Consider the following 26,883-nt stretch of genomic DNA (forward strand, 5'->3'; position numbering starts at 1 on the left):
CGGCGAGTTGTTCGATCCAGCCAAGGCTTTCGCGATTCCCGTCCGTTTCACGCCAGAACCGGTCGCCGCTTGACTCTTAGCGATATCGGAGGTCTCTTTGCTCGCACCGACGCACCATCGACCACGACGCGCGACCAGTCGAGCAACCCCTCACTGCCGAGCTCGTCGAGCACGGCGCACTGTAGGCGCCGCCATAAACCTGCCTCGGTCCACGCAGTGAACCGCCGATGCGCGGTCGGGACGGTCACCCCGAATCCCGGTGGCAACATCCGCCAAGCACATCCGCTGGTCAACACGTACACGACGGCGGTGAACACGGCCCGCTCATCGGTGGGAGCGGTCCCGCCGCCCTGGCGGCGCGGCGAGAACGCCGACAACAACGGCTCGACGAGCTCCCACAGCTCATCGGGCACCAAACGCAACGAAAGTTGGTCGGTCACGACCGAAGATCATGCACCACAACAGAACACGCTGGGCCAGCGGCCACGGCCTGCGACATGAGACATCCTCTTACCGCACTGACCGAACCGGCCAGTGCCGCGTGTGGTCGAGTGGCCGTCAGGCCCGCCTTCTCACAGACAAATCGCATAGTCTGCCGCGGTGCCCAAGCTAACGCTGTCGAACCTTTCGCAGAGAAAATACTCACGGTCTGGCTCGAACCGTGGGGCCGGGATTACTGGATGCGACCGGGAGATGTCTTCATCATCGAATCCGACGACCGCGCCTCCTTCGCGCAGGCGAATAATGATCCGCCATTCGAGGTCTCGTGGCTCAAGGGCGGCATCATGGTCGGTGTGATGGTGGACAGCACCATGCGGGATCGGGACGGAATTGAGCGTGAGTGCGGCCATCAACGGCCTGTTGACCTCGACGGGCGGTAGCCCCGTAGCTCGGGCTAGATCCGGTGCGTCGACACTGCCTCTAGACATCCTCTTCTGCCGCGACCCGCGCGATCCCGACGGCCGCGGTCCCAGCTGACGAACGCACTCAACTGCCGATTATGTGTTGTCGATGCGGTGTACCGACCTACGACGTACTTCCCGTACCAACGGGCTCACAAGGAACATCTCATCGGGAGCCGAGGCCTCCAGACACGCCCAGTACTCGAGCCTCTGCGCGATTCCTGGTGCTTGCGTGGCTTCCCAAACCGCAACCAGAGCCTCTACCAACAGTTCGGTTCGTTCCGACTGATCATCCTGTGCCGACGTGATGAGCAGATCGTCCTCGGCCGACTGGAGGACCAGATCCAGCAACCAGAAACTCAGCTCCCAGTCGGTCTTATTCGCGAGTAGCAGGCAAACGAATTGATCGAGCCGCACCGGATCGGACACCTCGATCGGCCAGTCCTGCATCCAGTTTTCGTGCGCGATGTCCGCCAGTTGCGCCACTCGCGAGGCCGAATCCCCGCCTGGATAGATCATGGAGCTGAAGGTAGCCAACGCTGCGAACTTTGGCGATGGAGTTACCACTCTGCGGGATCCCTCCAGCCGAAACTGCTCGGACGCAGCACATCAACCGGCATTGTCTGGCGTGCGGCGGTCACCACCGCTGAGTAGCGCCCTGTTTGCGGACCGTGTGTCGAGAGCACCGGTGAGGGTCACCGATTCAGCCTGCGAGGATTCGGGGTTCAGCGGGATTCCGAGCGGTTCTCGTTGGGCCGTGCGATGATTCAGCCACGCGTGCGTCGATACACGCGTCGATCTGTGGTTCTTGTCGAGGGTGGTGACGAGCCGATGTTCACGAACGCACGCCTTATCGTCTTCATTGTTGTTCTCGGTGTGTGCCTCGTGGCCGTGGTCGTCCTTGCCTGGATTTCGTGGGTCCGAACAGTCGGAGCACCGGTGGCGCTAGGCCACGTCCCGCTCTTCGGATGAGACAGGATGTGCGGCCACCAGGGTCACGCAGAACCTCTGAGGTCGAAGGACTTTCGGGAACGATAGCTACAGCACAGTCATCGGACATGCAAGCCGTGGGGAGGGATGTGCCCCGAGAGCAGGTCGCGGGGCGGCTGGTGGAGCTCGCGGGGCCTCACGATGATCTGACCAAAGATCAGAGGAGGCTGTGCCTGGACGGCGCCTACCTCGATATGTGCTTGTCCGCAGGGGATCCGATCGAGGATTGGATTCGTCCGTGGGCGGAGATCAGGGCTATCGGGCATCGGCTCGTTCGCGAGGGTGGCGGTGGCCTGCTGCGGACGGTGGGGGAGGAAATACGTCGCATCGACGAGGTGACAATCGCGACCGCGCAGCCGATCACGGTGCATCGTGTCGATGGTGACCACATAATTCGGGAGGACGCTTCCCTTTTGGGTTTCTCCCCTGCGCTCGGGTTGATCGACATCGTGTGGGAATTGCTGGGTCGGACGCCGGAGCAGGTCGCGAGCGAAGTCTTCGAATTGGCAACGGTCAGCGCATCAGAATTCTCCGAGGTACCGGATGACCGTAAGGCATTGCTGTGGAGCGGCGACTACCTCGATGAAGTCGTGTCGAGCGCCGAGCAGGTCGAGGAGGCGTTACGCGCCAGGGCTGGGATCAGAGCAGTCGGATATCGGCTCGACTGCGCGAATGGTATCGAGTTGATGCGGACAGTGCACAGCATGTTGAGCTCGAATCCGCAAAAGCAGCTGCTCGTCGGCATCTTGTGGGGAGGCGGCAGCTCCGGCAACGGCCGACCAATCGGCGGGTGGCGGAACTGAAGAAACGCCGCCGATAACAGCGAACCCACCTCTCCCTCGATCCGCGGAGAGGCACCGACTCACCCTGCGACGACGTGCTATTGCCCTATCGGCCGATGGTCAGGCCTCATCAGCGTTCGACGATCCACGGATCGCAGAATCCCAAGCAGCAACCCCGAGCGACGAGCCTGCGTCAGGCGATGCCGTAATAGTAGTTTGACGCTCCAGGTGCGCATAGCGGACCTGGAGCTCTATCGCGTTGTAGAGCTCTTGCTTGTGTTCAGGGGCGCCTCCCGCGAGGATCAAGCGAATGTCTCCCAGTGATCCGATGAGCTGGCGGAACTCGGTCTCGGTGAACTTTTCCTCCTTGGATAGATTGTTCAGTTCGACCTGTGCGGCGGCTTTGTCTGCTTGGGCCGAGTTCAGTGCGTCGACGACGGCTTGTGGGTCGACGCCGGCCTCGATAGCGGCGAGGCGGCGTCCGATACGGGTTTGAGCCTGCTCGATGCGCCTCCGCAGGGCGGCTCGGCGTGTATCGGTTCCGCGGTCTTCCTGCGCCTGGGTACGCGCATGGACGAAGCACAGCCGTTGCCAGGGCGGCGTCGGTCGTGTCGAACGGGGGATCGGCGAAGACCGAGCAGGAATCGTGTGGTGATGGCGCAGTCACGCTGAAGACAGGAGCAAGGTTCCAGAGGCGGTTGAGGGCTTTGACCCAAACCTGATTCGCTTGCTGAAATCGAAGGGACGTAGCGACAATGGCCGCATGTTGCTGGATGACGACTACGCGAGTTTGGTTCCGAATCCCCCGACCCGTTTCGGGTTGACCGAGCTGCGAGATTCGTATGTCGATGCGGTCGCCGATGAAGAAGTCCAGCGACCGATGGCCGAGGAGCGTCGCGCCTACTTCGAGGGACTCTGTGGGTTGTTCGAACTCGATCTGCCTACGTCTCGTAAAGCCCTCGGCTGGAGTCCGGCACGGTACGTGCATGGCCTGGTACTCAATTCCGCGAAGTCGTTGCTGCGCACCGGTTCCCCGTGGGACGGCTATCTCGAAGCGGGGGCGCTGATCGGGGCGCTCGATGATCTGGGTATCGGCGAAGCACATCGGTCGATGGTGCTGGAACTGCGCACGACCGTGGAAGCGTCGCGGTCCCAGCATCGGGCGTTGCTGGACCTGTTGCTGACCGGGTTGCTGGGCGAGCGCGCGCAAGTGGTGTTCACGCTGGTCGATCTCGAGGCCGCCGGTATCGAGCGTGCGGTGCCGATCCGCAATCTGCCTGACTGACCGCGATCGGATCGGGTTGCGGGGTCGACGTGGCACGAGGCGCCTCCGCTTCGCTGTGGCAACGTCGACCGGTCATCACTCGGTCGCTGCGCAGTCAACGACCGAGCATCAGTCATTCGCAGCCGGTGTCACGGTGGATCGGCGCTGTCGGACACTCACGGTCAGCCCCTTTGGGGCGATGAAAATCACTGAGCCGCAACATCTTCCACTGTCAGGTGTCAGAGCGAGTGGCGGCAAGCGCGGGTGTAGGAATGTCGCGACGGTAGATGGTGTCCCGGTCCAATCCCGTCGGACCGGGACACCATCTACCTGTTGCTCCACGGTTCGTTTCCGGTGTCAGGCCGCGAGGGGTTCGACCGATTCGTCATCGACCACTGCGACGGCCGGGCTGTCGAGATTGACGTTGTTGTCGTCGATCTCGCCGGTGATGGCACGTTCGACGTCGACGAGCGCGAAGTCTTTCGTCGCGCCGAGCTCTGCGAGAAAATTCAGGTACCGGGCGCCCTCGGAAGGGGCACTGCGCCAGGAGTTCTTTTCGATCTGGGATTCGTGCGCGCCGAGTACGAGCGCGAGCATGATCACCCGCGCGCCCCCGTCGCCGCCGCGGCGATCTTTCGGTGTCGTCGTCGACCGCGACATTGACCGCCCACTGGTGGGCATCAGCGTAGATCTCGGTCTAGGTATCCGGCTCACCCGCACCATCGGCAAGGTGCGTGGCAGGGATCGGGTTCGTCGTGTCGAGGTCGCCGGCGAGGATCCGGAACGCCGCGTAGGGAAGTGCTGCGGTCAGGCGGGCACGGGTAGCCACGCGTTGCTGCTCGATCAAAGCCGCCTGATGCCAGACGAAGGACGGGCGACCGTACGACAGCAGCTTGTCGATTTCTACAACGCGACCGTATCCACTCCATGGATTGCTGCCGAACGCGGATACGTCGATGCGGTCATCGAACCGGCCCAGACCCGGCTCGAAATTCGGAAAGCTCTGCGGATACTGAGAGACAAGGACGTCCGGCATGCCCCAAGAAAACACCATCGCATGCCGTTGTAGCACTGGCCCCATCGAAGCGGCGAACTGGCCCGCAGCGGCACCAATTGCCGTGGTGCGCATCGGCAAGGGGGACCGGGCAGATTCGGCCGGCCGACTTCTTCGTCATGCCGAACTGACGGAAGTGGGGTGATGTCGTCTCATACCCGGATCGCGTACACGCCGTACCCGCCGTACACATACGCCCTCTTGTTGGCGACCGAGATCGAACTGCGTGCTGCGGCGGGGTCGCGTTCCCACTGGCCTTCGTCTACAGCGGTACCGATTTTGCATTCCCATCGGAGTGTGCCGGTGGCCGCGTCGAATGCGTGGACTTCGGACTCCCACACCGCGAACACGGTTCCGTCGGCAACGCACGGCGCCCCCAAGTGCCCCTTGCCACCAACACGCGACCATCGCTTCCTGCCGGTTCTGCGGTCGAATGATTCCAGCGGTGTGCTCGGTGCTCCGCCGCCACCATATTCTTCCGGTTCGCCGCCCACGACGATCGCATCCCCATCAGGGACGGCGTATCGACCGCGGTTGGTGCGGAATTCACCGGGTGTGCCGAGAGTCCACAGCGGTTCGCCGGAGGCGAGGTCGAAGACCTGGATCTGCGGCTGCTTCAATTTGGCAACCACCACGGTGTCGGCGGTGATGGAGGGTCGGAAGAGCGGGTCGTAGTCGCTCAGTTCACCCACGGCGGCCCGCCACCGTATCGCGCCAGTGACGGAATCCAGGACGAAAAGCGAATCGCCTTGGACGGCTGCGATGACACCGTTCCCCGCAGTGATGTACAGGTTGCCGCGACTTCCACTGTCAGTTGGGGTCGACCAGCGTGCGGTACCGCTCTTGGCATCGAGTGCAACAACGTCGAAGACAGGCAGCGGCCCCTCTGCATAGACATATGGCGGGTCGTTTGTTGCGCACAGGTTGTAGGTGCCATTGACGGCTCCTGCCTCCCATGGCCGCCCTCCGGTCGCCCATCGCCGCGCTCCGGTGGTCGCGTCGAATCCGATCAGTGAGTTGTCGCCGTTGACGATCACGGTGCCATCCGCGACGACGAGGACCTGCACCTCGCCGTCGGCGAGCTTGCTGCCGATCTCGACGCTCCACAGCACCGCGCCGGTTGCTGCGTCGAGTGCGTGCAGTCGGTTGTCCTGGCCGCACACGAAGACGCGTCCGTTGGCGACTACCGGTGGCGATCCGTCTCTAGTGATGTGGGGACGGATCTTGGCTTGCCACAGGATTTGGCCGGGTTGTGGTTCGGGCTGGGTTTTCGGCGCTTCCTCTTCGCTCGCCACCAGCTTGACCGCGGCGTAGCCGCCGCCGACGAGGGCGCCGGTGCCGAGCAAGCCGAACCCGATCAGCCCTTTGCTGAGCATGGTTCTGCGGCCCAGCGAAGTGGGCCCCGAACTTGGGCCGGGGGAGTTCGGTAGGACGCCGACCCTCTCGGTGGGCCGTACGGCGGACACTTCGAACGACGGGGCCGGTGCTGGTCCGTCCGTCGATGGAGCTTCGAGCTGCCGGAGTATCTGTGTGGTCGTGAGCCGGGCGTCAGGATGTCGCGCGAGGCAGCCCGCGATGACGAAGCGGAGTCTGGTTTCGGGTATGCCGGTGAGGTCCGGTGGCTGGGTAGTCACGCGATGCAGGAGCGTCGCGGCGTCGGCGTCGCAGAATGGGGGACGCCCCGTCAGTGCGGAGGAGAGCAGGGCGCCCAGGGAGAACACATCCGAGGCGGGTCCGGCCGGTTCACCGGTGAGTTGTTCCGGCGACGTGAACGCCGACGGTGTGGAATGGGTCCTGGGAAGACTGAAATCGATGACCCGAAGGCCGGTTTCGGTGATGATCACCGACTCGGGGGTGATGGCGCCGTGCACCAGACCCGCACCGTGGATGGCGATCAAGGCGTGCGCGATACCGATGCCGATGCTCTCGACCGCCGGTAGTGGCAGCGGCCCGTATTCGGTCACCAGCTCGCGCAGCGAGGGGCCGGTGATGTATTCGGTTGCTGCCCACGGCTGCGGAGCCTCCGGGTCTGCGTCCAGGACCGTCGGTGTGAAGTCGCTGTGCACGGCTCGTGCGGCCGCGAAAATCTGTGCGAGCTCGCTTCGGCCGCTGATACCGGTTCCGCGGTCCGAGTGCATCGTGTGGACGACGACATTCTCCGCGCCGCGGGCACAAGCCAAATAGGTATCGCCGCGTGCGTCCGAACCGAGTCGGCCGATCAACGCGTACGGACCGATCGTCGACGGATCGGAAGCCCGCAATGGCAGCGTGCGCGGGCCGGACTGCGTGGCAGGCCCGATCAGGGATGCGCCAGCTGAGGCACCGGTCGGCAGCGAAGTCGGCGGCTGTGGTCTTTCCGTGTCGTGAATCGTTTGCCCTCGTTCGCCCCCCAGGGCATCCAGTTGCTGAGCCGCCCGAGCCTGCTGCCAGCGTTGCACCTGGATGATCACTGCTCCCAGGCAGAATGCCGCGACCGCGAGCACACCTGCCCGGATCAATTCCACTGCTATCAGCCCGAATCCGCCCACCGGTGCGTACCCGTAGATGAGGTAGTCACCGGCCCTTTCCGTCCGCACCGCGGGGAGGCTCAAAACCAATGCGACGAACCCGAGTACCCACCCGAGTAGCAAGAACAACCACCACGCGGTGACCCATCCGCCGGCGCGACGGCCGCGCAGATCCAGCGCGTCCGGCGGTGTACGCGGATCACTCGCTCGCCACACATCGGACATAATCGTGTGCGGGAACCAAACATTGACCACCGGGCAGAACCAGCCACCGATCACCCAGCCCATGGAACGCCGATGGCGCGCGGCGCACAGCGCTTCGGCATTGCGGCGCGCCCGCCACAACCACGTGATGACGGTGACTCCTGCGCCGAGTTGCAGGATGGCCGAGATGATTCCGGCCCAGGTGTAGGACTGCCACTGCGTGCGTGTCCCTGTCGGCTGTCTCCAGCTTCTCTCGAAGTCCGCCAGCAGTATCCAGTCGGCGATCGCACTGACGAACATCATCACCACAGCCCCGGCGACCAGGGTGATCGCCCATGCTCCCAGCATCCCGATCGGCCGTATCTGCTTACCGTCACGCACGATTGCCTGGTCCCACCCCATCGACATGTTCCGATCCCTTCAAGTCCAGCGTGCCACGCCGGGCCGGTGACGATATCGGATTACGTTGCCGCAGCGTCGCATCGAGTCAACCAGGCCCTCGACCATGCAACCAGATCGAGGGGGCATATGGGCAAGGTCGCACCGCCGATTCCTTCGTCGCAACGCTGGGCGAGCGCACGGATGTTGGTCGTGCCGGATCCGCAACAGGCAACTCTTAGCCGCATCCGCGATTTTCTGGCGTCAGGCCGGAAACCACCGACAGCGAATTTGATGCTGAACGGGGTACTTCGTGTGCGGCAGGTATGTAATCCTGCGGCAAGGAGTTGATCTGGGCCGTTGGTGGCGCGCTGTGCCGCCGCCTATGGCGCAGCATCGCATTCAGAGCCGCCGCCGCGCTGACCTGACTCAGCGGCATATCGTCCGTGTATCGGAAAACTCATACGTTATGGCAACACCACGCTGTCTTGACTGGACGCATGGCCTACCGCGAACTGAATTCGATCTACAGCGATGCGATCGCGGACCGTCGCGCCCGAGCAATGGCCGAGCGGTCCGCGTCGACCGTTCCAACGATAGGTGCCACGGTCTTCGGGTGCGGCGAGGAGGAAGCCGCCCTGTTCCGAAAGGTGGGAGCCTGCCTCGGAGTGCTGCTCACGATCACCGAGGCAGCCGTCTGTGAGACCAACGCTGAGCTGGCACGTGGCAGCCGATGCATCAGCGTGAGTCACAAGACCCAGATCACCGATTCCACGCTGCTGGCGCTGAGCCGAGCCGGTGTGGAGTACATCTCCACCAGGAGCATCGGCTACAACCACCTCGACCTGACGTACGCAGAGCGCGTCGGCATCTCGGTCGGCAACGTCGCGTACTCACCGGACAGTGTGGCCGACTACACGTTGATGTTGATGCTGATGGCCGTGCGCCACGCGAAATCCGGTTTCCGTCGCACCGACATGCATGACTACCGGCTCAGCGACATGCGTGGCAAGGAACTGCGCGACCTGACCGTCGGGGTGATCGGGACGGGACGCATCGGCACAGCGGTCATCGACCGGTTGCGGGGCTTCGGCTGCCGCGTCCTGGCACATGACAGCCGGCCGCACGCCGGCGCCGACTACGTTCCGCTCGATGAACTGCTGAGGCAGAGCGACATTGTCACTCTGCACACCCCACTCACCGCGGACACCCACCATCTCCTCGATCGCCACCGCATCGAGCAGATGAAGCGCGGCGCGTACGTCGTCAATACGGGGCGCGGACCGCTGCTCGATACGGCGGCTCTCCTGTCCGCACTGGAGAGCGGTCGGTTGGGCGGCGCGGCGCTGGATGTCCTCGAAGGCGAGGAAGGGATCTTCTACGCCGACTGCCGAAACACGGTGATCGAGAACGAAGCTCTGGTGCGGCTGCAGCGCCTGCCGAACGTACTGATCAGTCCGCACTCTGCGTACTACACAGACCACGCCCTGAACGACACCGTCGAAAACAGCCTTATCAACTGCCTGAACTTCGAAAGCGGGAAAACAGCATGAGCAGACCAAAGGTCGGGGTCATCTTCGGAGGGACTTCCGAAGAACATCTCGTCTCCATCAAGTCGGCGCGAGAGGTGGCAAGGAATCTCGACACCGAGAAGTACGAACCGTTCTGGATCGGCATCACCACCGGCGGCGAGTGGAAGCTCTGTGACGGCCCCGACGCGGATTGGGAGAATCGTAACGCCCGTCCGGCCATGCTTTCGCCCGATCGGAGTGTGCACGGCCTGCTGGTCAGGGAGCAGGGGAGCTACGACGCCATCCGCCTCGACCTCGTCTTCCCCGTACTTCACGGCACACTCGGCGAAGACGGCGCAATCCAAGGCCTGTTGGAGCTCTCTGGCATCCCCTACGTCGGCTGCGACATCCAGGGCTCCGCCGTGTGCATGGACAAGTCCTTGGCGTACGCCATCGCCCACAGCGCCGGGATCGCCACGCCGAGCTTCTGGGTCGTCGCGGAGAACGAGACGGTCGACGCCGCTCATCTTCCGTATCCCGTCTTCGTCAAGCCGGCCCGTTCGGGTTCATCGTTCGGCGTCAGCAAGGTCACCCGAGAAGGCGAGCTACCGAAGGCGCTGAGCGCAGCGCGCCAGTTCGACTCGAAAGTCCTTGTCGAGGAGGCCGTCACCGGCAGCGAGATCGGCTGCGCGGTCATGGGGGAGCGCTTCGGCCTGATCACGGGCGAGGTGGACCGCGTCGACCTCTCGCACGGATTCTTCCGGATCCACCAGGAGGACTCACCGGAGACGGGATCGGAGAATTCGACGTTCGTCGTTCCCGCCGACATCTCCGATGAAGCGCGCCTGCTCGTCCACGAGACCGCCAAGGCCATCTACCGCGCCCTGGGCTGCAAGGGACTTGCCCGCGTGGACATGTTCCTCACCGACGACGGACGAGTGGTGCTCAACGAGGTCAACACCATGCCCGGCATGACGTCGTACAGCCGCTACCCGCGGATGATGGCCGCCGCGGGACTGCCGCTCGCCGACGTGATCGACCGGCTCCTCTCGATGACGCTGCAGGGAAAGAAGCGATGAACGACGACTTCGCCTACGTCGACGCGCTCGTGCCCGGGATCCGCTGGGACGCCAAATACGCCACGTGGGACAACTTCACCGGCAAACCGGTCGACGGCTATCTCGCGAATCGCATCGTCGGCACCCGGTCCCTCTGCGCGGCTCTGGAGCAAGTAAGCGAGAAGGCAGCCTCCCTTGGATTCGGGCTGCTGCTCTGGGACGGGTATCGCCCCCAACGCGCCGTCGACTGCTTCCTCCGCTGGTCCGAGCAGCCAGAAGATGGCCGGACCAAACCGCGGCACTACCCGAACATCTCCCGGGTGGACATGGTCAAGCACGGATACGTGGCTGCGAAGTCGGGCCACAGCCGGGGCAGCACCGTGGACCTGACGCTCTATCACCTCGCCACCGGTGAGCTGGCTTCCATGGGTGGCGACCACGACCTCATGGATCCGATGTCGGGTCATCGAGCCCGAGGAATCACCCCAACCGAGGACAAAAGCCGCGAGCATCTCCGTTCCATCATGGAGGGCTGCGGATTCGATCGGTACGACTGCGAATGGTGGCACTACACGCTAAGAAACGAGCCCTATCCCGATGTCTACTTCGACTTTCCCATCACATGATCGGAGTCGCGTCCGGCGCCTGGACGATCTCGACACCCCCGACGGCCCCGACCTGCACGGCTGGCTCACCGACGCGCCCGTGATCGAGGGCGGCGACGGCCGGAGTGCTCACACAGCAGCTCAGGCGCGGGTCGTTGTCTTGCGAAACGACAAGCGGATCCTGCGCTCGGCCAACTGGCCGCGCAGGGCGCGGCCGTGCGCGCGCTGGCTGGTCCGGGCGGGCTGAACTCCGCGCCGCCGTTCACGCCGATCGCCGATGTCGATCCGCTGCCGGACGAATCCCTGTGGCGTCGCGAGGTCGTGCGGCGAGCCGGCGACCTGCAGGTGATCATCGGGGCAACGGCCGACGAGATGGGCGCGTTCTACGGTGGCCCGCATTCGGTGTTCTCCCGGATCCGCCGACTGCCGTTCGGTCCACGGATCGCGTCCGAAATCCAGCAATTGATCGGACGCAAGGCATTCGAGGACGGCACCGCCGAACTCGCGGATCTGCTCGCCACCCACGACGCCGACGTCTACCGCTATCGAGTTCATGACTTGCACCCGAGCAACCCGTTCGGTCCCTGTCACTGCCTCGAACTGCTGTTTCGAGTGGACGGCAACTGGCCCGAAGGCGGCGCGCAGGTGCTCGGCGGTCAGATGACGGCCTGCCGCCCACCAGGCTTCGGGGCTGTGCTCCCATCGATAAGCACGACGACCTGTTGGACATCACTCGACGCCTCGACTTCAGGCGCACTCGATCAGCTGATCCCGTCGAGAACTTCGTGCAGGACAATGGCGAAAGCCTCTGGCTGGCCGGGGTATCCGGACTCCGGGCCGGTGAAGCCGCCGTGATGGCTGGGGAAGAGAACCGGCTTGTGGCCGAGTCGTTCGGCGACCGCCAGCGAGGTGCGGGCGGTGACCGTGCCCGTCGACTCCTCGCCGTAGCCGATGACGATTCGGGTCGGGGCCGCGGTGAGAGCGGCGATGTCGGGTCGGTAGCCGACGACCGGCCGGGAACGCTGTGACAGCAGCGGGTCGTCGCGAGAGCCGTCGTCCTGGGCCGGCAGGCCGAACTGCGCGGGATCGGCGGCGGGTGCGGCGAAATAATCGTCGGTGAATTCGCCCTGCCAGGATGTCATCGCGATGAAGGCTGCCATTCCCGCGCCGAATCCATTCGCCGTGTAGCCGGCGCGATATCCGTCCGCCGCGCGGTCTGCGGCCGCGGCATCGGGGAGAACGGACAACAGCGGCGGTTCGTGGGCCACCAATGTGGTCACGTCATCGGGGTGAGCGGTCACGAGCGCGAGCGCGACGATGGCCCCGCCGCTGCTAGCGAAGATCTCGACCGGGCCGGAATCGATGGCCTCGATGACGGCGTGCACATCGTCGGCGTGGACCGCGGGGACGTTGTCGACCTGGCCGTCGGTGCGGACGCTGCGGCCGAGTCCGCGTGGGTCGTCGGTGATGACCGTGCGGTCGGGGAAATGCGCGGCGAGTGCGGTGAAACCGGTGGCATCCATCGGCAGACCGATCATGAGCAGCGGCGGCCGCCCGTCGGCGGTGGGGAGTGCTCCGTTGACGTCGTAGGTGAGTGTGGCGCCGGGGGTTTCGAGCTGGTGTGTCCTCATGCCCATATTGACGGCGCCGGTGGCGGGAACTCATCGGTGGACGTACGCATATGCGCGGCCACCACGACGCCTCATGCCGCTGCGGTTCCGCAATAGTGGGCTGTGCGAGTGGTCGCCGACGACTTCGTCCCGAACGTTCTTCCGGGGAGGAGCGCCGACCATATAGTGTCGAAAAAGCGGCCTCTGCCCGGCGATCACATGTCATCGTAGTGTTCACCGGCTCGCGACAGGGGTGGCGCCGAAGTGACTGCTGAATCGTTCTTCCGTGCGCCCGTTCTCGTCGACCGGATCGATGAACTGTCCTGGCTGGAGTCGTGTCTGGACGAGGCCGGTGCCGGTGCGGGGCACGTCGTGCTCCTCGAGGGACCGGCGGGTATCGGCAAGACGACCGTGCTCGACGAGCTGCGCAGGCGCGCGCAGGTCAAGGGGTGGGACGTGCGTTCGGCGCGCGGCGGCGAGCTCGAGCGCGGGTTCGGATTCGGTGTGGTCCGTCAGCTGCTCGAGGCCGGACTCTCCCGCGCCGAACCACGCGAACGTGCCCGGTTGCTCTCCGGTGCGGCGAGCCTGGCCGAGGCGGTGTTCACCTCGGTGGACCCCACCGCAGGCGGTGACATCGCCTTCGCCACCTTGCACGGCCTGTACTGGCTGGTGGCCAACATCGCCGAACGATCGCCGGTACTGATCACCATCGATGACCTCGGCTGGATCGATGAGCCTTCCCTGCGATTCCTGCGGCATCTGACATTGCGTCTGGACGGGTTGCCCGCGCTCATCGCGGTGACCGCGGGCACAGGTGGTGAGCGCCACCGCCGCGATGTCGAGGAGTTCCTGCTCGAAGCGCGGCCGTCGGTGCTGCGTCCGCGGCCGATGTCGCTGCCCGCTGTCGCGACGCTGCTGCGGGACCGGCTCGGCGCGCAGGATCAGCCACGCCTGGCGCGGGCGTGCCTCGCGGCATCCGGGGGCAATCCGTTCCTGCTCACCGAGTTGCTCGGCGCGCTGCATCGGCGCGACGACGCCGGTGCGGTCGATCCGTCGACGGTGGCGAGACTGGCGCCCCGACGTGTCGCTGCCGCGGTGCTGGCCCGGGTGAGCCGGATCGATGCGGCGGCACCGGGATTCGCGCGGGCCGTCGCCGTGCTCGGCGACAGCGCCCGTGTCGAGGACTGCGCGCGGCTCGTCGGGCTCGACCCGACCGCGGCAGGTGTGCTGGCCGACGCGCTGGCCGCTGTCGCAGTGCTCGAGCGCGGCGAACCGTTGCGGTTCGTGCATCCGGTCGTGCGCGCAGCCGTCTACGGTGATATCCCCGGTACCGAACGCGCTGCCCTGCATGCACGCGCGGCCGATGTGCTGGCCGCGCAGGGCGCCGACCCCACGGCCGTCGCCGCGCATCTACTGGTCAGTAGCCCGTCCGGTGATCAGCATGTGGTGACGCTCCTGAGGGAAGCCGCCCAGCGGGCCGCCGCGGCGGGCGCACCGGACACCGCCGCCACCCTGCTGCGCCGCGCGCTCGACGAACCACCCGCCGCCATGGACCACCCACAGTTGCTGTTCGAACTCGGCACCGCCGAACACGAGATCGGCGCGCGCGACGCCTCCCTGCACCTGCGTCTGGCAGGGGAGACCGCGGTCGACCCGGTCGACCGGGCCCGCGCCGTCATCGCGTTGGCCTGGACCACCCACGCCGATCCGGTGTGTCAGCGTGACCAGATCGCCCTCTACGAACGCGCGGCCGTCGATGTCGGTGACCACGATCGCGAGCTCGCTCTGCACCTGGAAGCCGCCAAACTCGGTGCCTTGCTGGCTAATCCGAGCCTGCCGACCAGCTTCGAGGCCGAAGCGGTCCGCTTCGGCACGCTACCGGCCCACTCGGCGGCCGAATGCCTGCTGTTGTCGTTCGTGGCGCGGCGCGCACTGGCCACGGGCGGGCCGGTGGCCGAGGCGGGTGACCTGGCCGAGCAATCGGCGGCGCATCCGGCGATGACCAGTCACGGCGGACATCCGTTGTGGCGCACCAACATCACGATCTGTCTGGTCGCGGCCGAGCGCTACGGCATCGCCGAGGATCTACTCACCCGGGCCGCTCGTCATGCCGCCCGCACCGGCTCACCGCAGTGGACAGCGCGGGTGCTGTGGTTGCGTGGGCTCACCCGTCATCGCAGCGGTGACCTGCGCGGTGCCGAAACCGATCTGCGGGCCGCCGTCGACGCGCAGGGCCTGACCCCCACACACTTTCAGCACACGGTCTTCCCCCTGATCGACGTCCTCATCGATCAGGGCCGGCTCGACGAGGCCGCCGCGCTGCTGACCGGCAACGGACTCGACGGCGAGTTCGGCCCGGAGCCGATGGCGATCAGCTCACGGATCGCGCGGGGCCGCCTACGCGCCGCGCGGGGCGAATTCGCTTCCGCGCACAACGATCTCGTCGACGCACTACACCGGCTGACCGCGACACGTGGACTGCTGCCCGGGGACCACGACACCCGCATCGCCCTCGTCCCGGTACTGGCCGCGCTCGGTGACGATCCCGGCGCACGGGAACTGGCCGACGCCGCACTCGCCGCGGCCACCGCCGCGCAGTCGCGGCGCGCGATCGGCGGCGCGCTACGGGTGTCCGGGCTCCTTCGCCACGGCGCCGAGGGCCTCGACCTGCTGCACCGCGCCGTCGAGATCCTCGCCGACTCACCCTCCCTGGTGTGGCGGGCCGAGGCCCTGCTCGACTACGGCAGCGCCCTGCGCCGATCCGGCCGGACAACGGTCGCCCGCCCGCCGCTGCGGCAGGCCATGGAGCTGGCGCACCGGTGCGGCGCCGCGGGGCTGGCGGAGCGGGCGAGCGGGGAACTCCGGGCCGCGGGTGGACGTCCGCGCCGCCGTGCTGGCACCGGTGTCGCGGCCCTGACCAGCCGCGAACACCGGGTCGCCGAACTCGCCGCACGCGGCAGTTCGAACAAGGAGATCGCTCAGTCGCTGTTCGTCACGTTGCGGACGGTGGAGATGCATCTGTCCAGCGCCTATCTCAAGCTCGGCATCCGGTCCAGGAACGAGCTCGCCGTGGCGCTGCGCGGATAGGTGTGTTCACTGCGCCCCCGACAGCTGGGTGACGATCACCAGGTTGTCGAAGGTGTCGGCACCTTCGGGCGTGGTGTCGCATGTCTCGAGGATCAGCCGGCCCGCCACGTTCACCAATAAGTCTGTGCGCTGGGGCATCTCACGCTTGGGCACCCGGAAGACCTCCTGGACCGTGTAGGAGAGGGTGCCGTTGGCGGTGCCCACCGTGACGGTGTGCCCGACCCGCACCCGCTCGAGTGCGGCGAAAGGCACCTCGGTGCCCGAACCGTCGTCGAAGTTGTGGCCGACGATGAAAGAGGTTCCCTTGGAATCGGTTCCAGGCCGGTTGCTGTCGGTGCGGAAGACCGGCCGGTTGTCGACCGGTTCCACCCGGCCGTTCACAGCTTTGATCCCGGCCGGGTTCAGCGTGGTCCGCCCCAGCAGACCCGGTTCGATCGCGATCCAGATCGGCGCCGACTGCCGGACCTGCCTGACCGACCGAGTACTGGGCGGCCCGACGGTCTCCGGCGTCGATGTCGTCTGGACCACGCCGGGCGTCAGCACGCTCTGCAGCAACCCGCTCGCCTGTGCGACGGAGACACCGATCAACAGTGCCCCGCCGAACAGAGCCACCTTCGCCAGGGCTGACATTATCGGGCGCGGCGAACCAGCAGCGATATACCAGCGGTGACCAGGAGGGCGGCACCGACACCACCGGTGATCCACCACCAGCCCGAGACACCGGTGCCGTCCGAACCCGGATCGCGGCCGGTCACGATCTCGGCCGGCGGGGTCTCCAGGATCACTTCGCCGGCCTCCTGAGCCACCTTCGCTTCCTGCACGGTCTTGACCTTCTCCGGGTAGTAGCCGGTGAAGACGATGTCATTGCCGTTCTGATAGCCGGTGCACAGGCGACCGGACGGTGCTCGATAGGTGAAGACCTGGCAACCGCACTTCTTGTCGTAGTACGACGGGATCTCGGGGACGATGACGAGGAGGTCGCCGGTGACGCAGATCAGGTATCCGCCTTCGGTGCGGCACTCCGGCTTCGGCTTCGGGGTCGTCGTCGGCGGTGTGGTTTCCGTCGTGGTCGTCGTGGTCGGGGTGACAGTCGGCCCCGATGTCGTGGTGGGCGGGACGCCGGAGGTGGTCGTCGGCGGAACCGTCGTCGTGGTCGGCGGGATGCCGGACGTGGTAATCGGCGGGAGGGTGAAAGTCGGTGGGAGGGTGAGTGTCGGTGGAAGGGTGAAGGTCGGCGGCAGTCTCAGCGAGGTGATCGGCGGCAGCTGCGTGATGGTCGGCTGGACCAACGTCCCCGGCGCCCGCGTCGACGTCGGCGGTGGCGGATCCGGCTGCTCCACACCGGTCGGCGGCGCCGCCGCACCGAATCCCGCCGTGAACGACAAGAACGCGGCCACCAGGAACATCACGGCAGACAGGACGAGAGTGGACCGAATTCTCATGGCTTCCCTCACACGCTAGGAATATCCGGCTGTGCCCACCGGTCCGGCCGCGACAAAGGCGCGGCGCACACTATGGGCACGCTGCCATGGTGTGCGCCGCGAGTGGTGCTGAGCTACGTGGTGCGACCGAAGCATCGACCGCAGCATTTGGGCGACCGGGTCGGGATGTCGAGCGGTGTGTGGTCAGCCGAGAGGGCCGCCGTGAGTTTGCCTGCCCATGAGGAAGGTCGCTTCGACACCGATGTCACGCAGCTGGTCGGGGGCGATGGTGCGTGGGTTGGCCGACAGGACGGTGAGGTCGGCGTACTTGCCGGCTTCCAGGCTGCCGACCTCGGTGTCGAGGTGTAGTTGCCAAGCGGCGTCCAGGGTTTGGGCCTTGATGGCCGCGTCGACATCGATGCGCTGTTCGGGTGCCAGAACTCGGCCGGTGCCGCGGGTGGCCCTGGTGACCGCGGTGGCGATGTTGCCGATCGGGTTCGGCGGGGTGACGGTGCCGTCGTTGTGGAACGAGATGCGCAGGCCCGCGTCCAGCGCCGACTTCGCCGACATCCACGGCGCGCCGTGCTCGGACCCGAACAATTCGTCGATGAGGACGTCGCCCCAGTAGTAGACGTGCTCGATGAACAGGCTGGGGGATACACCCAATTCGGCTGCTCGCGCGAACTGGTCCGGCCGCATGGCACCGACGTGTTCGAGCCTCGGCCGCCGATCGGCCGGCACTCCGGTCTTCGCGTAGGCGTCGAGGACCACGTCGACCGCGGCGTCACCGTGTACATGGCAAGACAACTGCCAGCCCTGATCGACGAACGCCGCCGCCAGCTCGCTGATCTGCGCAGGGGTGTAGTTCATCTCGCCGTGATGATCCGGACCGAGGCCCATTCTGGCCGTCGTCTCGTCGGTGAGATACGGGAATGTCGTGAAGATGTTGCCCTGCCACGGTGAGCCGTCGGCCCACAACTTCATCCCGATCTTGGCGAACAGCGCGTCCGCGGCTGCTGGTGCGCCCGCGGTGTTGGCGGGATCGTTGGCCAGCTGCGGGCTGCCGACCTCGTAGGCACGGACGCGCACCGCGCAGTCCGGTTCCCGCGCGAGCGCGGAGAACAACGCGGACTGCGACTTGGCGTCGTAAGCGTGTTCGCTGACGGTAGCGATGCCGACCTGCGCGAGCTGCGTGTACGCCCAGCGGACGTTGTCGCGGGCGCCGGTGCCTGCGGCTGCCGCGAAGGGCGAGTACAACATGATGATCGCCGCCGCCTCGCGCACCTCGCCGGTGAGCTCACCGTCGGCGCCATGGACGAACTGCGCGCCGACCGGGTCTGGAGTGTCTCTGGTGATGCCCGCCAGCGTGAACGCGGAACTGTTGGCATAGGCGGCGTGCCCACTATTGGCGACGATGATGACCGGGTGGTCGGGTGCGACTCGATCCAACTGTGTCCGGGTGGGGATCTGCAGGTCCGCCTGCAGCAGCAGGTCGACGCCGTTCACTATGATCGGCTTGCCCTTCGGCGTCGTCGCGACCGCGTCGGTGAGCTTCTTCCATACCGCACCGCCGGTCGGCACGGTGAAGGGACGCACGTCGATCGACGGTGGCGCCAGCGCGGTACCCATGCTGAACGGGTGGCCATGCGCTTCGACGAACGCGGGCAGCAACGCCCGGCCTCGCAGATCCACCACCCGGGTGGACGATCCCCGCAGTCGCGTCACCTGTGCCGCCGATCCGACGGCGGTGATCCGCCGGCCGGTCACAGCCAGTGCTTCGGCTTCCGGCGCGCCCGGCGCCACCGTCACCACCGGACCGCCGGTGAAGATGATGTCTGCGGTCTCGCGGGGGCGGTCGGAACCGCAGGCCGCCAACCCCGCCGCCATTGTTCCCGCCGCCGCCGCGGCACCGAGCATGAATCGTCGTCTATTCGCCGACACCACTATTCCTCTCTACAGGTGGAGGGTTGGCGGATCAATCAATCAACGAGACCCGGCGCCGACACGCTGATCGACTAGTGGTGAGCGGTCGGCCACCGCGGGCGTGCCGTGCGAGGAGTTGCTCGCGGTGCGCGTGCCACCGCGCCGCCGCCGTCCCTCCAGTTCGGGGTACAACGACAGCGATACCGCCCTGGCCGCGTCCACGACCAGCGGTGTGACCCGCTCGAGTCGGGTGGTGCGCAGATCGCCACACAGCGAGATGCCCGCCACCGGCCCGTCGGGTCCGCGGACCGCGGCGCCGGCGCAGGCGACTTCGCACGCTGATTCACCTTGGTCGAACGCGACGCCGTTGCGCTGCCTGATCCGGTTGAGCTCGTTGTGCAGGGCCGAGAGGGTGGTGATAGTGCGATCGGTGTACCCGCGCAGCGGGCGACGGTAGCGACATTCGACGGCTTCCGGCGCGAGCAATGCCAAGATCGATTTGCCACCCGCTGTGGTGTACGCGGGTCGTCGCCCGCCGACCCGAGAAGGGAATCGGGCGGCGAATTGTCCGCCGACCTTGTCGAGGTACACGCTGTCACCGCCCTCGAGCACCGTCAGGTGGACGACCAATCCGGTCTGCAGGTGCAGCTCGTGCAGCAGTGGCGCGGCCGCAGCCCGGATCTCGCCGCGCCCATCATCACCTCCGCCCAATCCGAGCGCTCGCACTCCGAGGCGATAGCCGAACTCCGTGTGTTCGACCCAGTTCAGCTGCACCAGCTGATGCAGGATGCGATGAACCGTCGAACGGGGTAGCCGCGCCCGGTCGGCAACCTCTTCCAGGGACAGTCGCGATGCGCGACCCTCGAAGGTATCGAGGATCAAGGTCATGCGTTCGACCATGGACGGAGGCACGTCCCGTTTCGGAACTGTTGCTACTTCGCGTGAATCAATGATGGTCATTGAGTTCTCCAACTGTGCTGTTCAGAGGCCTAACGCACCAAAAAACTGAAATGAATTCTTGCTTCAAGGTAGCATCGGGAAACGGGCTCGGCGAGGAGAATCGCGAGATTCGACAGATCGGAGACTCCGACATGCTGATCGCCGAGATGGCCGCAGCCCGCGCGTGTTACCTATCACCACATACCGGCGATCCTCGAGCAATCCGACGGGAGCCGACCCGACGATGCATATCGGAATCTCGACACGTCCAACCGATAGGAGTCAATTCATGACCGACACCGCAACCCTCATCGCGAGCCTTGCCGCACGCGATCTCCTCGCCGCCGGAGTGCGCGCATGAAACTGAGCGGCAAGGTCGCGATCGTCACCGGCGGGGCCGGTGGCATCGGTCGCGCCATCACTCGGGTCTTCGTGCGCGAAGGCGCGTCCGTGGTGTTCGTCGACATCGATCGGGCGTCGGGCATCGCGCTCGAGCGAGAGCTCGGCGAGGCCGCGACGTTCCTCGATGTCGACATCGCTCGCGCCGACGCCGCGACACAGATCCGCGACACCGCCGTCGCGAAGTACGGCGGCGTCGACATCCTGGTCAACAACGCGCACGCGTCGCGTCAGGCACCGCTCGTAGAGCAGACGCAGGAGATGTTCGACCTCTCCTTCGGCACCGGCTTCTATCCGACCGTGCATCTGATGCAGGCCTGCTATCCGCAGTTGAAGGCCGCGCAGGGGTCGGTGATCAACTTCGCCTCGGGTTCGGGGCTGGAGGGAATGCCGACCCAGGCCTCCTACGCTGCCGCGAAGGAGGCGATCCGGGGACTGAGCCGGGTGGCGGCCAACGAGTGGGCACCCGACGGTATCCGGGTCAACGTGGTGAGCCCGTTCGCAGCGACCGAGGGCGTGCTGAAGTGGCAGGAAGCGTTCCCGGAGCGGGCGGCGGCGTCGATCGCGAAGGTGCCGCTCGGGCGGATCGGTGATCCCGAGACCGATATTGCCCCGATTGTGGTGTTCCTGGCGAGCGAAAGTTCCCGCTACATGACGGGCCAGACCCTGATGGCCGACGGCGGAAGCATCAAACTGCGGTAGACGGAAAAGGTGTTGTGCCCCATCGATAATGGGGCACAACACCTTTCAGGACCAGCGCGCCTGGCCACCGTCGAGGGGAATCGTCGCGCCCGTCAGATAGCGGGCATCGGGGCCGACCAGGAACGCGACCGCACGGCCGATATCGCCTTCGCAGTCACCGATCCGTCCGAGCGGAATGGACGCGACGAATTCCGCGGCCTCCTCAGGATTGTGCTCGGTCCACCATTTCAGGCCCGGCGAGAGTGCGTGTGGCGCAACCGCGTTCACCCGGATGCCGTCGGGACCCCATTCGCTGGCCGCCGTTCGGGTCAGTGAGCGCATCGCTTCCTTGACTGCGGCGTACAACCCGTAACCGCTGGTGTCCCAGCGCACCGCCGCCGAGGTCACCATGTTGATGACGGCGCCACCGCCGCGGGCCTTCATGTGGGGATGGCAGGCCTGCATCAGCCGCAGCGTCGCGACTGGGCCGGTGGCCAGCGCCTGTTCCATGCGTTCGGGGGTGATCGCGAGGAGCGGGCCGAGAGTCGACTGGTTCGCGTTGTTGACCAGGATATCGACCCCGCCCAGCGTCTCGACGACCTGATCGACCAGGTACGCGAGCTGTGCGCCGTCGCCGATATCGCAGGTGAAGACCTCCGCACGACCACCGCGAGCGCGGATCTGCCGCGCGGTATCGAGGAGTTTGGCCTCGGTGCGGCCGACGACGGCGATGGCTGCGCCCTCGTTCGCCAGCGCGAACGCGATACCCTGCCCGACACCTTGGCCCGCTCCCGTGATCAGTGCTGTGCGGCCGTCCAACGTACCCATCGCGGTCACGCCACATTCAGCACGCAATGCGTGCCCCGGTAGATGGCGGTCATGCACTTGTTGCAGTGGTTGCACAGCGATCTCGTGCGCTCGTCGGCGCGGATCTTGTTCACCATCTCCGGATCGCGCAGCAGCGCGCGAGCGACAGCGACGAACTCGAAGCCCTCCGCCATGGCTGTGTCCATGACGGCTTTGCTCGTCACTCCGCCCAGCAGCACCAGCGGCATGCTGACCTGGGAGCGGATCTGCTTGGCATCCTCGAGCAAATAGGCGTCGCGGTAGGGGTATTCGCGCAGCAGGTGCTTGCCGAGCAGTTGGACACCGAGCTTGGTCGGCTGTGGCATCGTGGCGGCGAACTCCCGCAGCGGCGCGTCACCCTTGAACAGATACATCGGGTTGAGCAGGGAGCTGCCCGCGGTGAGTTCGAGTGCGTCGAGCGAGCCGTCGGCCTCGAGCCATTGCGCCACCCGGATCGCCTCGTCCAGCCAGAATCCGCCCGGTACACCGTCGTCCATATTGAGCTTGGCCAGAATGGCGATCTTGTCGCCGACGGCGTCGCGCACCGCGCGGGCCGCCTCGCGCGCGAACCTGGCCCGGTTCTTCAGACTGCCGCCGTACTCGTCCTCGCGTTTGTTGATGCGTGGACTGAGGAACGAGCTGATCAGGTAGTTGTGGCCGAAATGCAGCTCGACCGCGTCGAACCCGGCCTCCACCGCGCGCAGTGCGGCCTGCGCATGTGCGCGGGTGATGCGCTCGATGTCGGCCGTCGTCGCCGGCTTGGTGAAATTCTGCGAGATCAGCCGAAAGCTCCGGCTCGGCGCCAGGGCCGACATGCCGAGGTACTTCGCGGCAGCGACCGGTCCCGCGTGGCCGATCTGCGCGGACACCGCGGCGCCCTCGGCGTGGACGGCGTCGGTGAGCTTGCGCAACCCCGGCATCGCCTCGTCGCGCCAGTAGATCTGCCCTGGCGCGGTGCGCCCCTCCGGCGCGACGGCGCAATAGGCGACGGTGGTCATCCCGACACCGCCCGCGGCCGGACGGCGATGGAATTCGATCAGCTTGTCGGTGACCAGTCCCTTCGGCGTCAGCCCCTCGAAGGTGGCGGCCTTGATGACCCGGTTTCGCAACGTGATCGGGCCCAGCTTGGCCGGTGCCAGCGGGTCGACACGCGCTGTGGGCGTATCGGGGAAAGTCGTCATATCGCCTCCTTCGTGGTGGTGCCCGAACGCTAGAGACGGCCGACCGTTGGCAGGCCCGCAGTCTCGCTCAGTGGTAATGATCACGGGACGGGTGCTCGGCGCATGAGAGGTTGCTGTGGCTATGAGCACGGCGAAGGAGACAGCCACCATGTCGACACCAGCATCAACGGCACAGCCGAACGTCGAGAACGTTCTCGCGCGGCTGATCGGGCCCGGCGGACGATTCGAGATCGTCGGCGAAAAGGTCCTCGGCACCGAGATACCTGTGCTGCGGCACCGCAGCCGGACAGTGGGCGAACTGCTGGCCGCCTCGCGGGCCTGGGGCGATCGGGACTACCTGGTCACCACCGACCGGCGTATCTCGTTCACTCAGCATCTGGACGCGGTGGCCGCGCTGGCGACCGCGCTGCGCACGGAGTACGGCGTGGCACCGGGAGATCGGGTGGCCGTGCTGGCCGCCAACACCCCCGAATGGGTGATGTCGTTCTGGGCGGCGCAGAGCCTCGGCGCCATCAGTGTGGGACTCAACGGCTGGTGGGTGCCCCGCGAGATCGACTACGCACTGCGCCACAGCCGCCCCTCGATCCTGATCGTGGACGCCAAACGAGCCGAGGCACTCGCCGGCGTCGACACCTCGGGCATCACCGTGCTCACCATGGAATCGGATCTGCCCCGGCTGATCGCCGAGTACACGGGCGCCGACCTGCCGCAGGCCGAGGCCGACGAGGACGACCCGGCGGTCATTCTCTACACCAGCGGAACCAGCGGAAAGCCCAAGGGCGCCCTGCATTCCCAGCGCAATCTGCTCGCCGTCGTCGACTACCACCGGTTCGCGGACGCGTTCGTCACCGAGCTGATGGGACAGACCTACCGCGACTCGGACCCGAGCCCGCGCCGGTACCTGATGACCTCGCCGCTGTTCCATATCGCGAGCCTGCACAATCTGGCCGTCCCGCGCCTGGCCACCGGCAGTGCGGTGGTGATGAATCAGGGCGGCTTCGATGTCGACACCGTGCTCGGCCTGATCGAGCGCGAGCGGGTCACCCATTGGGGTCCGGTGCCGACCATGGCCGCCCGACTGCTCGACCACGAGGGCGCGGACAACTACGACCTCTCCTCGCTGACCGGATTCGCCCTGGCGTCCGCGCCGTCGTCGACGGCGTTCAAAGACCGTCTCCGCGAACGGTTCCCCTTCGCCCGCGACGCCCTGGTCGACAGCTACGGTCTGACCGAGTGCAGCACCGCGATCGCGGCCGCCACCGCCGCCGATCTCGAACAGACGCCGGGCACCCTGGGGCGGCCGATCCTCACGGTCGCCCTCGAGATCCGTGACCCGTTGGGCGAGCCGGTGGCCGACGGCACCGAGGGCGAGGTGTGCGTGCGCAGCCCGTTCGTCATGCTCGGGTACTGGGACGACGAGGCGGCGACCGCGGTGGCGATCACCCCCGACCGCTGGTTGCGCACCGGCGACTACGGAATCCTGGAAGCGGGCATGCTGCGGCTGACCGGTCGTCGCTCCGACCTGATTCTGCGCGGCGGTGAAAACGTCTATCCCACCGAGATCGAGCAGTGCCTGGACGAACATCCCGCGGTCGCGGAGTGCGCGGTCCTCGGTGTTGCACACCCGGATCTCGGACAGGAAGTGGCCGCCGTGGTCGTGGTCGCGCCGGACGCGTCGGTCACCGAACAGCAGTTGGCCGAGTTCGCTGCCGGACACCTGGCGTATTTCAAGGTGCCGACCAGGTGGCGGATCACCGAGGAAGCGTTGCCGCGCAACGCGACCGGTAAGCTGGCCCGCCGCTCGATCGAACTCTGAACAACCACGCCGGCCGGGTCGCTGCGCGCGCCAGGCCGGCGTGGTTGTTCGGCGATCCGGCCGCTAGGTGAAGGATGTCGGCCACTCGACCAGTAACAGGTCGCACATCACCCGCAGGTCGTGTTCTGCGTCGGGCACGGTGATCCGGCCGTTCAGACAGGACTGGATGACACCGAACGCCGCGTGGATCAGCACGCGCACCAGCGTGGCGTCGCGCTCGGTCGCCACTTCGATACCGGCTGCGTCGTAGAGTAATTGCCGGAAATGCTGCTCGACGCGGGCGGCATCGGGGACGACGGCCGCCTTGGCGGTGCTGTTGGACTGGATCATCGCGCCGGCCAGCAGCGGCTGGCGCAACAGCGCGCGCACGACGCGTACGAGAGTGTCGTGGACGGCGGCGGTGGCGCTCATCTGGGCCCGGGGACGGCGGGCGAACCCGGCGTTCATCCGATCGATCTGATCGACCATGACCGCGACGAACAGATGCGTCTTCGACGGGAAGTAGCGGTACAACGTGGCGACCGCGACCCCCGCTAGCTTGGCTACCTCGCTCATCTGGACGCGTTCGAGTTCGTTCTCGGTGGCGAGTGCGGCGGCGGCTTCGAGAATGCGCTGAACCCGGGCATGCTGCTCGGCAGAACTCGGTGCCGCAGCATCGCGCGACTCGGCGATTCTCGGCATCGCTTCCCCTTCCGTCCGGCCCTGCGCCGGCGAGTTCGATGCTGCCCGCCGCGCGCATCGCTCGGTAGGTTGCGCCCGCTCAGTGAGATCGAGTCGGCCGACCACACGTCATCATCGCAGACCCCGCCGCCCTACTCGGCCCATGCGCCTGTCTTTACCGCTGTGCGCCAGTCCCATCCACTGGGAGGGCCCGACCGTGACGTAGCCCACTCCCGTAGACAACGGCATCAAGCATCGAATTCAGGATTGGACCAACGCACATGAGCGTGATCAAAAAGTTCACCGCCGCAGCCGCATTGGCCGCTCTCACCGTCAGCGCAGTCGGCGGGCAGGCCCTGGCAGATCCCGCACCCGCACCGGAGCCCAACGGCCTCGAACAGATCGAGCTCCCTCTCGCGCCGGGCATCAACTACACCGCGAGCATCGTCGACAAGTCCGTGGTGATCGCCACCGATGTCGGATCGTTCACCGAGCGCGACGGCAAGGTCCAGATCCGCAACGGCGTCGGGACCGTTGTCGCCGAACTGCCGTTGACCTACCAGCTGGCGGGCCGTGCCTACCCGATCGCCGCCGAGTTCAACGGTACGACCGCTACCTTGACGCCTGACCGGAACACGGCCGCGGCAGTCACGGTCGCCGATGCCCCGACTACCGGTCCGCTCGTCTCGATCGCTGACGCTCGCCGTCAGGCGGACGCGTCGTATCCGACGGTCGAGGCGCGCAATGCCGCTGCCTTCGGTTCGCTGGTGCAGCAGGCGACCATCGCCTCGGTCAGCGGGGCGATGATCGGAACGGTCATCGGCGGTGTCGCGGGCTGCGTGCTCGGCGCGGCCGTGCTGACCGCTGCCACGTTGCCGCTCGCGGCGTTGCTGGGCGCGGGCCCCATTGCCGGCTGCGCCGCGGGCGCGTTGATGCTCGGTCCGGTGGGGACCATGGCGGGCACGATCTTCGTCGGGGCACCGATCCTGGCGTACTCGGCCTTCCAGTACTTCCAGACCGTCCACGCGCCGTTCGTGGCGTCCGTTCCCCACTGAGAGGCAAGCG

At 66.3% G+C, this 26,883-nt stretch carries 23 protein-coding genes and 2 pseudogenes; 13 read left to right on the forward strand and 12 right to left on the reverse strand.

Annotation, left to right across the window (positions count from 1 at the left end; all coding sequences use genetic code 11):
• Window positions 1–92 precede the first annotated feature (92 nt).
• Window positions 93–440: pseudogene (locus ACFXKN_RS00005) on the reverse strand (transposase); the annotation flags it as partial.
• Between the two features lie 240 nt (window positions 441–680).
• Here ACFXKN_RS00005 and ACFXKN_RS00010 point away from each other — a divergent pair.
• The gene (locus tag ACFXKN_RS00010) at window positions 681–881 is read left to right on the forward strand and encodes a hypothetical protein (RefSeq protein WP_378973154.1); all 201 of its coding nucleotides are present in this window, start codon (window positions 681–683) and stop codon (window positions 879–881) included.
• 117 nt (window positions 882–998) lie between these two features.
• Here the strand turns inward: ACFXKN_RS00010 and ACFXKN_RS00015 are convergent, their stop codons facing one another.
• Window positions 999–1,421 (reverse strand): hypothetical protein, encoded by a 423-nt coding sequence (locus tag ACFXKN_RS00015; RefSeq protein WP_378973157.1) that lies wholly within the window; start codon window positions 1,419–1,421, stop codon window positions 999–1,001.
• Window positions 1,422–1,960: 539 nt separating this feature from the next.
• On the opposite strand from ACFXKN_RS00015, the gene ACFXKN_RS00020 reads away from it, so the two are divergent.
• Both ACFXKN_RS00020 and ACFXKN_RS00025 read left to right on the forward strand, forming a co-directional pair.
• Window positions 1,961–2,695 (forward strand): hypothetical protein, encoded by a 735-nt coding sequence (locus tag ACFXKN_RS00020; protein ID WP_378973165.1) that lies wholly within the window; start codon window positions 1,961–1,963, stop codon window positions 2,693–2,695.
• A gap of 742 nt (window positions 2,696–3,437) precedes the next feature.
• On the forward strand, window positions 3,438–3,959 hold the full coding sequence (locus ACFXKN_RS00025) for a hypothetical protein (protein ID WP_378973170.1): 522 nt from the start codon (window positions 3,438–3,440) through the stop codon (window positions 3,957–3,959).
• A 336-nt stretch (window positions 3,960–4,295) separates the two neighbouring features.
• On the opposite strand, the gene ACFXKN_RS00030 is transcribed toward ACFXKN_RS00025, so the two are convergent.
• Window positions 4,296–4,598, reverse strand: coding sequence for a hypothetical protein (locus ACFXKN_RS00030; RefSeq protein ID WP_378973452.1), 303 nt, complete (start codon window positions 4,596–4,598; stop codon window positions 4,296–4,298).
• 205 nt (window positions 4,599–4,803) lie between these two features.
• Here ACFXKN_RS00030 and ACFXKN_RS00035 point away from each other — a divergent pair.
• Window positions 4,804–5,007, forward strand: a pseudogene (locus ACFXKN_RS00035) (carboxyl transferase domain-containing protein); the annotation flags it as partial.
• A gap of 137 nt (window positions 5,008–5,144) precedes the next feature.
• Here the strand turns inward: ACFXKN_RS00035 and ACFXKN_RS00040 are convergent.
• Complete coding sequence (locus ACFXKN_RS00040) at window positions 5,145–8,111, reverse strand: PQQ-binding-like beta-propeller repeat protein (protein ID WP_379432041.1); 2,967 nt, start codon at window positions 8,109–8,111, stop codon at window positions 5,145–5,147.
• Between the two features lie 533 nt (window positions 8,112–8,644).
• On the opposite strand from ACFXKN_RS00040, the gene vanH reads away from it, so the two are divergent.
• The 5 genes from vanH to ACFXKN_RS00065 are packed head-to-tail and all read left to right on the forward strand — an operon-like array spanning window position 8,645 to window position 12,110.
• Window positions 8,645–9,634, forward strand: a complete 990-nt coding sequence (gene vanH, locus ACFXKN_RS00045) for a D-lactate dehydrogenase VanH (protein WP_378973433.1) — start codon at window positions 8,645–8,647, stop codon at window positions 9,632–9,634.
• A complete protein-coding gene (gene vanA, locus ACFXKN_RS00050; protein ID WP_378973183.1) occupies window positions 9,631–10,671 on the forward strand; it encodes a D-alanine--(R)-lactate ligase in 1,041 nt (346 codons plus the stop codon). Before vanH ends, vanA begins: the two co-directional genes overlap by 4 nt.
• A complete protein-coding gene (gene vanX / locus ACFXKN_RS00055; RefSeq protein ID WP_378973190.1) occupies window positions 10,668–11,276 on the forward strand; it encodes a D-Ala-D-Ala dipeptidase VanX in 609 nt (202 codons plus the stop codon). The genes vanA and vanX overlap by 4 nt, the downstream gene beginning before the upstream one ends.
• Complete coding sequence (locus ACFXKN_RS00060; protein WP_378973197.1) at window positions 11,248–11,502, forward strand: hypothetical protein; 255 nt, start codon at window positions 11,248–11,250, stop codon at window positions 11,500–11,502. Before vanX ends, ACFXKN_RS00060 begins: the two co-directional genes overlap by 29 nt.
• On the forward strand, window positions 11,472–12,110 hold the full coding sequence (locus tag ACFXKN_RS00065; protein ID WP_379432042.1) for a hypothetical protein: 639 nt from the start codon (window positions 11,472–11,474) through the stop codon (window positions 12,108–12,110). The genes ACFXKN_RS00060 and ACFXKN_RS00065 overlap by 31 nt, the downstream gene beginning before the upstream one ends.
• Here ACFXKN_RS00065 and ACFXKN_RS00070 read toward each other — a convergent pair.
• Window positions 12,017–12,886: an alpha/beta fold hydrolase gene (locus ACFXKN_RS00070; RefSeq protein WP_379432043.1), complete on the reverse strand. Its 870-nt coding sequence runs from the start codon at window positions 12,884–12,886 to the stop codon at window positions 12,017–12,019. The genes ACFXKN_RS00065 and ACFXKN_RS00070 overlap by 94 nt on opposite strands.
• A gap of 243 nt (window positions 12,887–13,129) precedes the next feature.
• Between ACFXKN_RS00070 and ACFXKN_RS00075 the strand changes: the two genes are divergently transcribed.
• The gene (locus ACFXKN_RS00075; protein WP_379432044.1) at window positions 13,130–15,952 is read left to right on the forward strand and encodes an AAA family ATPase; all 2,823 of its coding nucleotides are present in this window, start codon (window positions 13,130–13,132) and stop codon (window positions 15,950–15,952) included.
• Window positions 15,953–15,958: 6 nt separating this feature from the next.
• Here ACFXKN_RS00075 and ACFXKN_RS00080 read toward each other — a convergent pair whose 3' ends face one another.
• The 4 genes from ACFXKN_RS00080 to ACFXKN_RS00095 form a co-directional block, all read right to left on the reverse strand.
• Entirely contained in the window at window positions 15,959–16,564 is a 606-nt protein-coding gene (locus tag ACFXKN_RS00080; RefSeq protein WP_378973227.1) for a class F sortase, read from the reverse strand.
• Between the two features lie 17 nt (window positions 16,565–16,581).
• Window positions 16,582–17,394, reverse strand: coding sequence for a hypothetical protein (locus tag ACFXKN_RS00085; RefSeq protein WP_378973232.1), 813 nt, complete (start codon window positions 17,392–17,394; stop codon window positions 16,582–16,584).
• Between the two features lie 183 nt (window positions 17,395–17,577).
• The gene (locus tag ACFXKN_RS00090; protein ID WP_378973237.1) at window positions 17,578–19,314 is read right to left on the reverse strand and encodes an amidohydrolase; all 1,737 of its coding nucleotides are present in this window, start codon (window positions 19,312–19,314) and stop codon (window positions 17,578–17,580) included.
• Window positions 19,315–19,356: 42 nt separating this feature from the next.
• The gene (locus ACFXKN_RS00095) at window positions 19,357–20,256 is read right to left on the reverse strand and encodes an IclR family transcriptional regulator (protein WP_378973247.1); all 900 of its coding nucleotides are present in this window, start codon (window positions 20,254–20,256) and stop codon (window positions 19,357–19,359) included.
• A gap of 336 nt (window positions 20,257–20,592) precedes the next feature.
• Between ACFXKN_RS00095 and ACFXKN_RS00100 the strand changes: the two genes are divergently transcribed.
• Window positions 20,593–21,336 (forward strand): SDR family NAD(P)-dependent oxidoreductase, encoded by a 744-nt coding sequence (locus ACFXKN_RS00100; protein ID WP_378973255.1) that lies wholly within the window; start codon window positions 20,593–20,595, stop codon window positions 21,334–21,336.
• Between the two features lie 45 nt (window positions 21,337–21,381).
• Here ACFXKN_RS00100 and ACFXKN_RS00105 read toward each other — a convergent pair whose 3' ends face one another.
• Window positions 21,382–22,143 (reverse strand): SDR family NAD(P)-dependent oxidoreductase, encoded by a 762-nt coding sequence (locus ACFXKN_RS00105; RefSeq protein WP_378973277.1) that lies wholly within the window; start codon window positions 22,141–22,143, stop codon window positions 21,382–21,384.
• A 5-nt stretch (window positions 22,144–22,148) separates the two neighbouring features.
• Window positions 22,149–23,342 carry an NADH:flavin oxidoreductase gene (locus ACFXKN_RS00110; protein ID WP_378973284.1) on the reverse strand — a complete coding sequence of 398 codons (1,194 nt, stop codon included), beginning with the start codon at window positions 23,340–23,342 and terminating at the stop codon, window positions 22,149–22,151.
• 148 nt (window positions 23,343–23,490) lie between these two features.
• Here ACFXKN_RS00110 and ACFXKN_RS00115 point away from each other — a divergent pair, with 148 nt between their 5' ends.
• Window positions 23,491–25,158: a class I adenylate-forming enzyme family protein gene (locus ACFXKN_RS00115; RefSeq protein ID WP_378973438.1), complete on the forward strand. Its 1,668-nt coding sequence runs from the start codon at window positions 23,491–23,493 to the stop codon at window positions 25,156–25,158.
• Between the two features lie 63 nt (window positions 25,159–25,221).
• Here ACFXKN_RS00115 and ACFXKN_RS00120 read toward each other — a convergent pair whose 3' ends face one another.
• Entirely contained in the window at window positions 25,222–25,839 is a 618-nt protein-coding gene (locus ACFXKN_RS00120) for a TetR family transcriptional regulator (protein WP_378973291.1), read from the reverse strand.
• 260 nt (window positions 25,840–26,099) lie between these two features.
• Here ACFXKN_RS00120 and ACFXKN_RS00125 point away from each other — a divergent pair, with 260 nt between their 5' ends.
• Entirely contained in the window at window positions 26,100–26,873 is a 774-nt protein-coding gene (locus tag ACFXKN_RS00125) for a hypothetical protein (RefSeq protein WP_378973295.1), read from the forward strand.
• The last annotated feature ends 10 nt before the right edge of the window (window positions 26,874–26,883 follow it).

The sequence above is a fragment of the Nocardia sp. NPDC059195 genome (assembly GCF_042754695.1).
Classification (GTDB): Bacteria; Actinomycetota; Actinomycetes; order Mycobacteriales; family Mycobacteriaceae; genus Nocardia.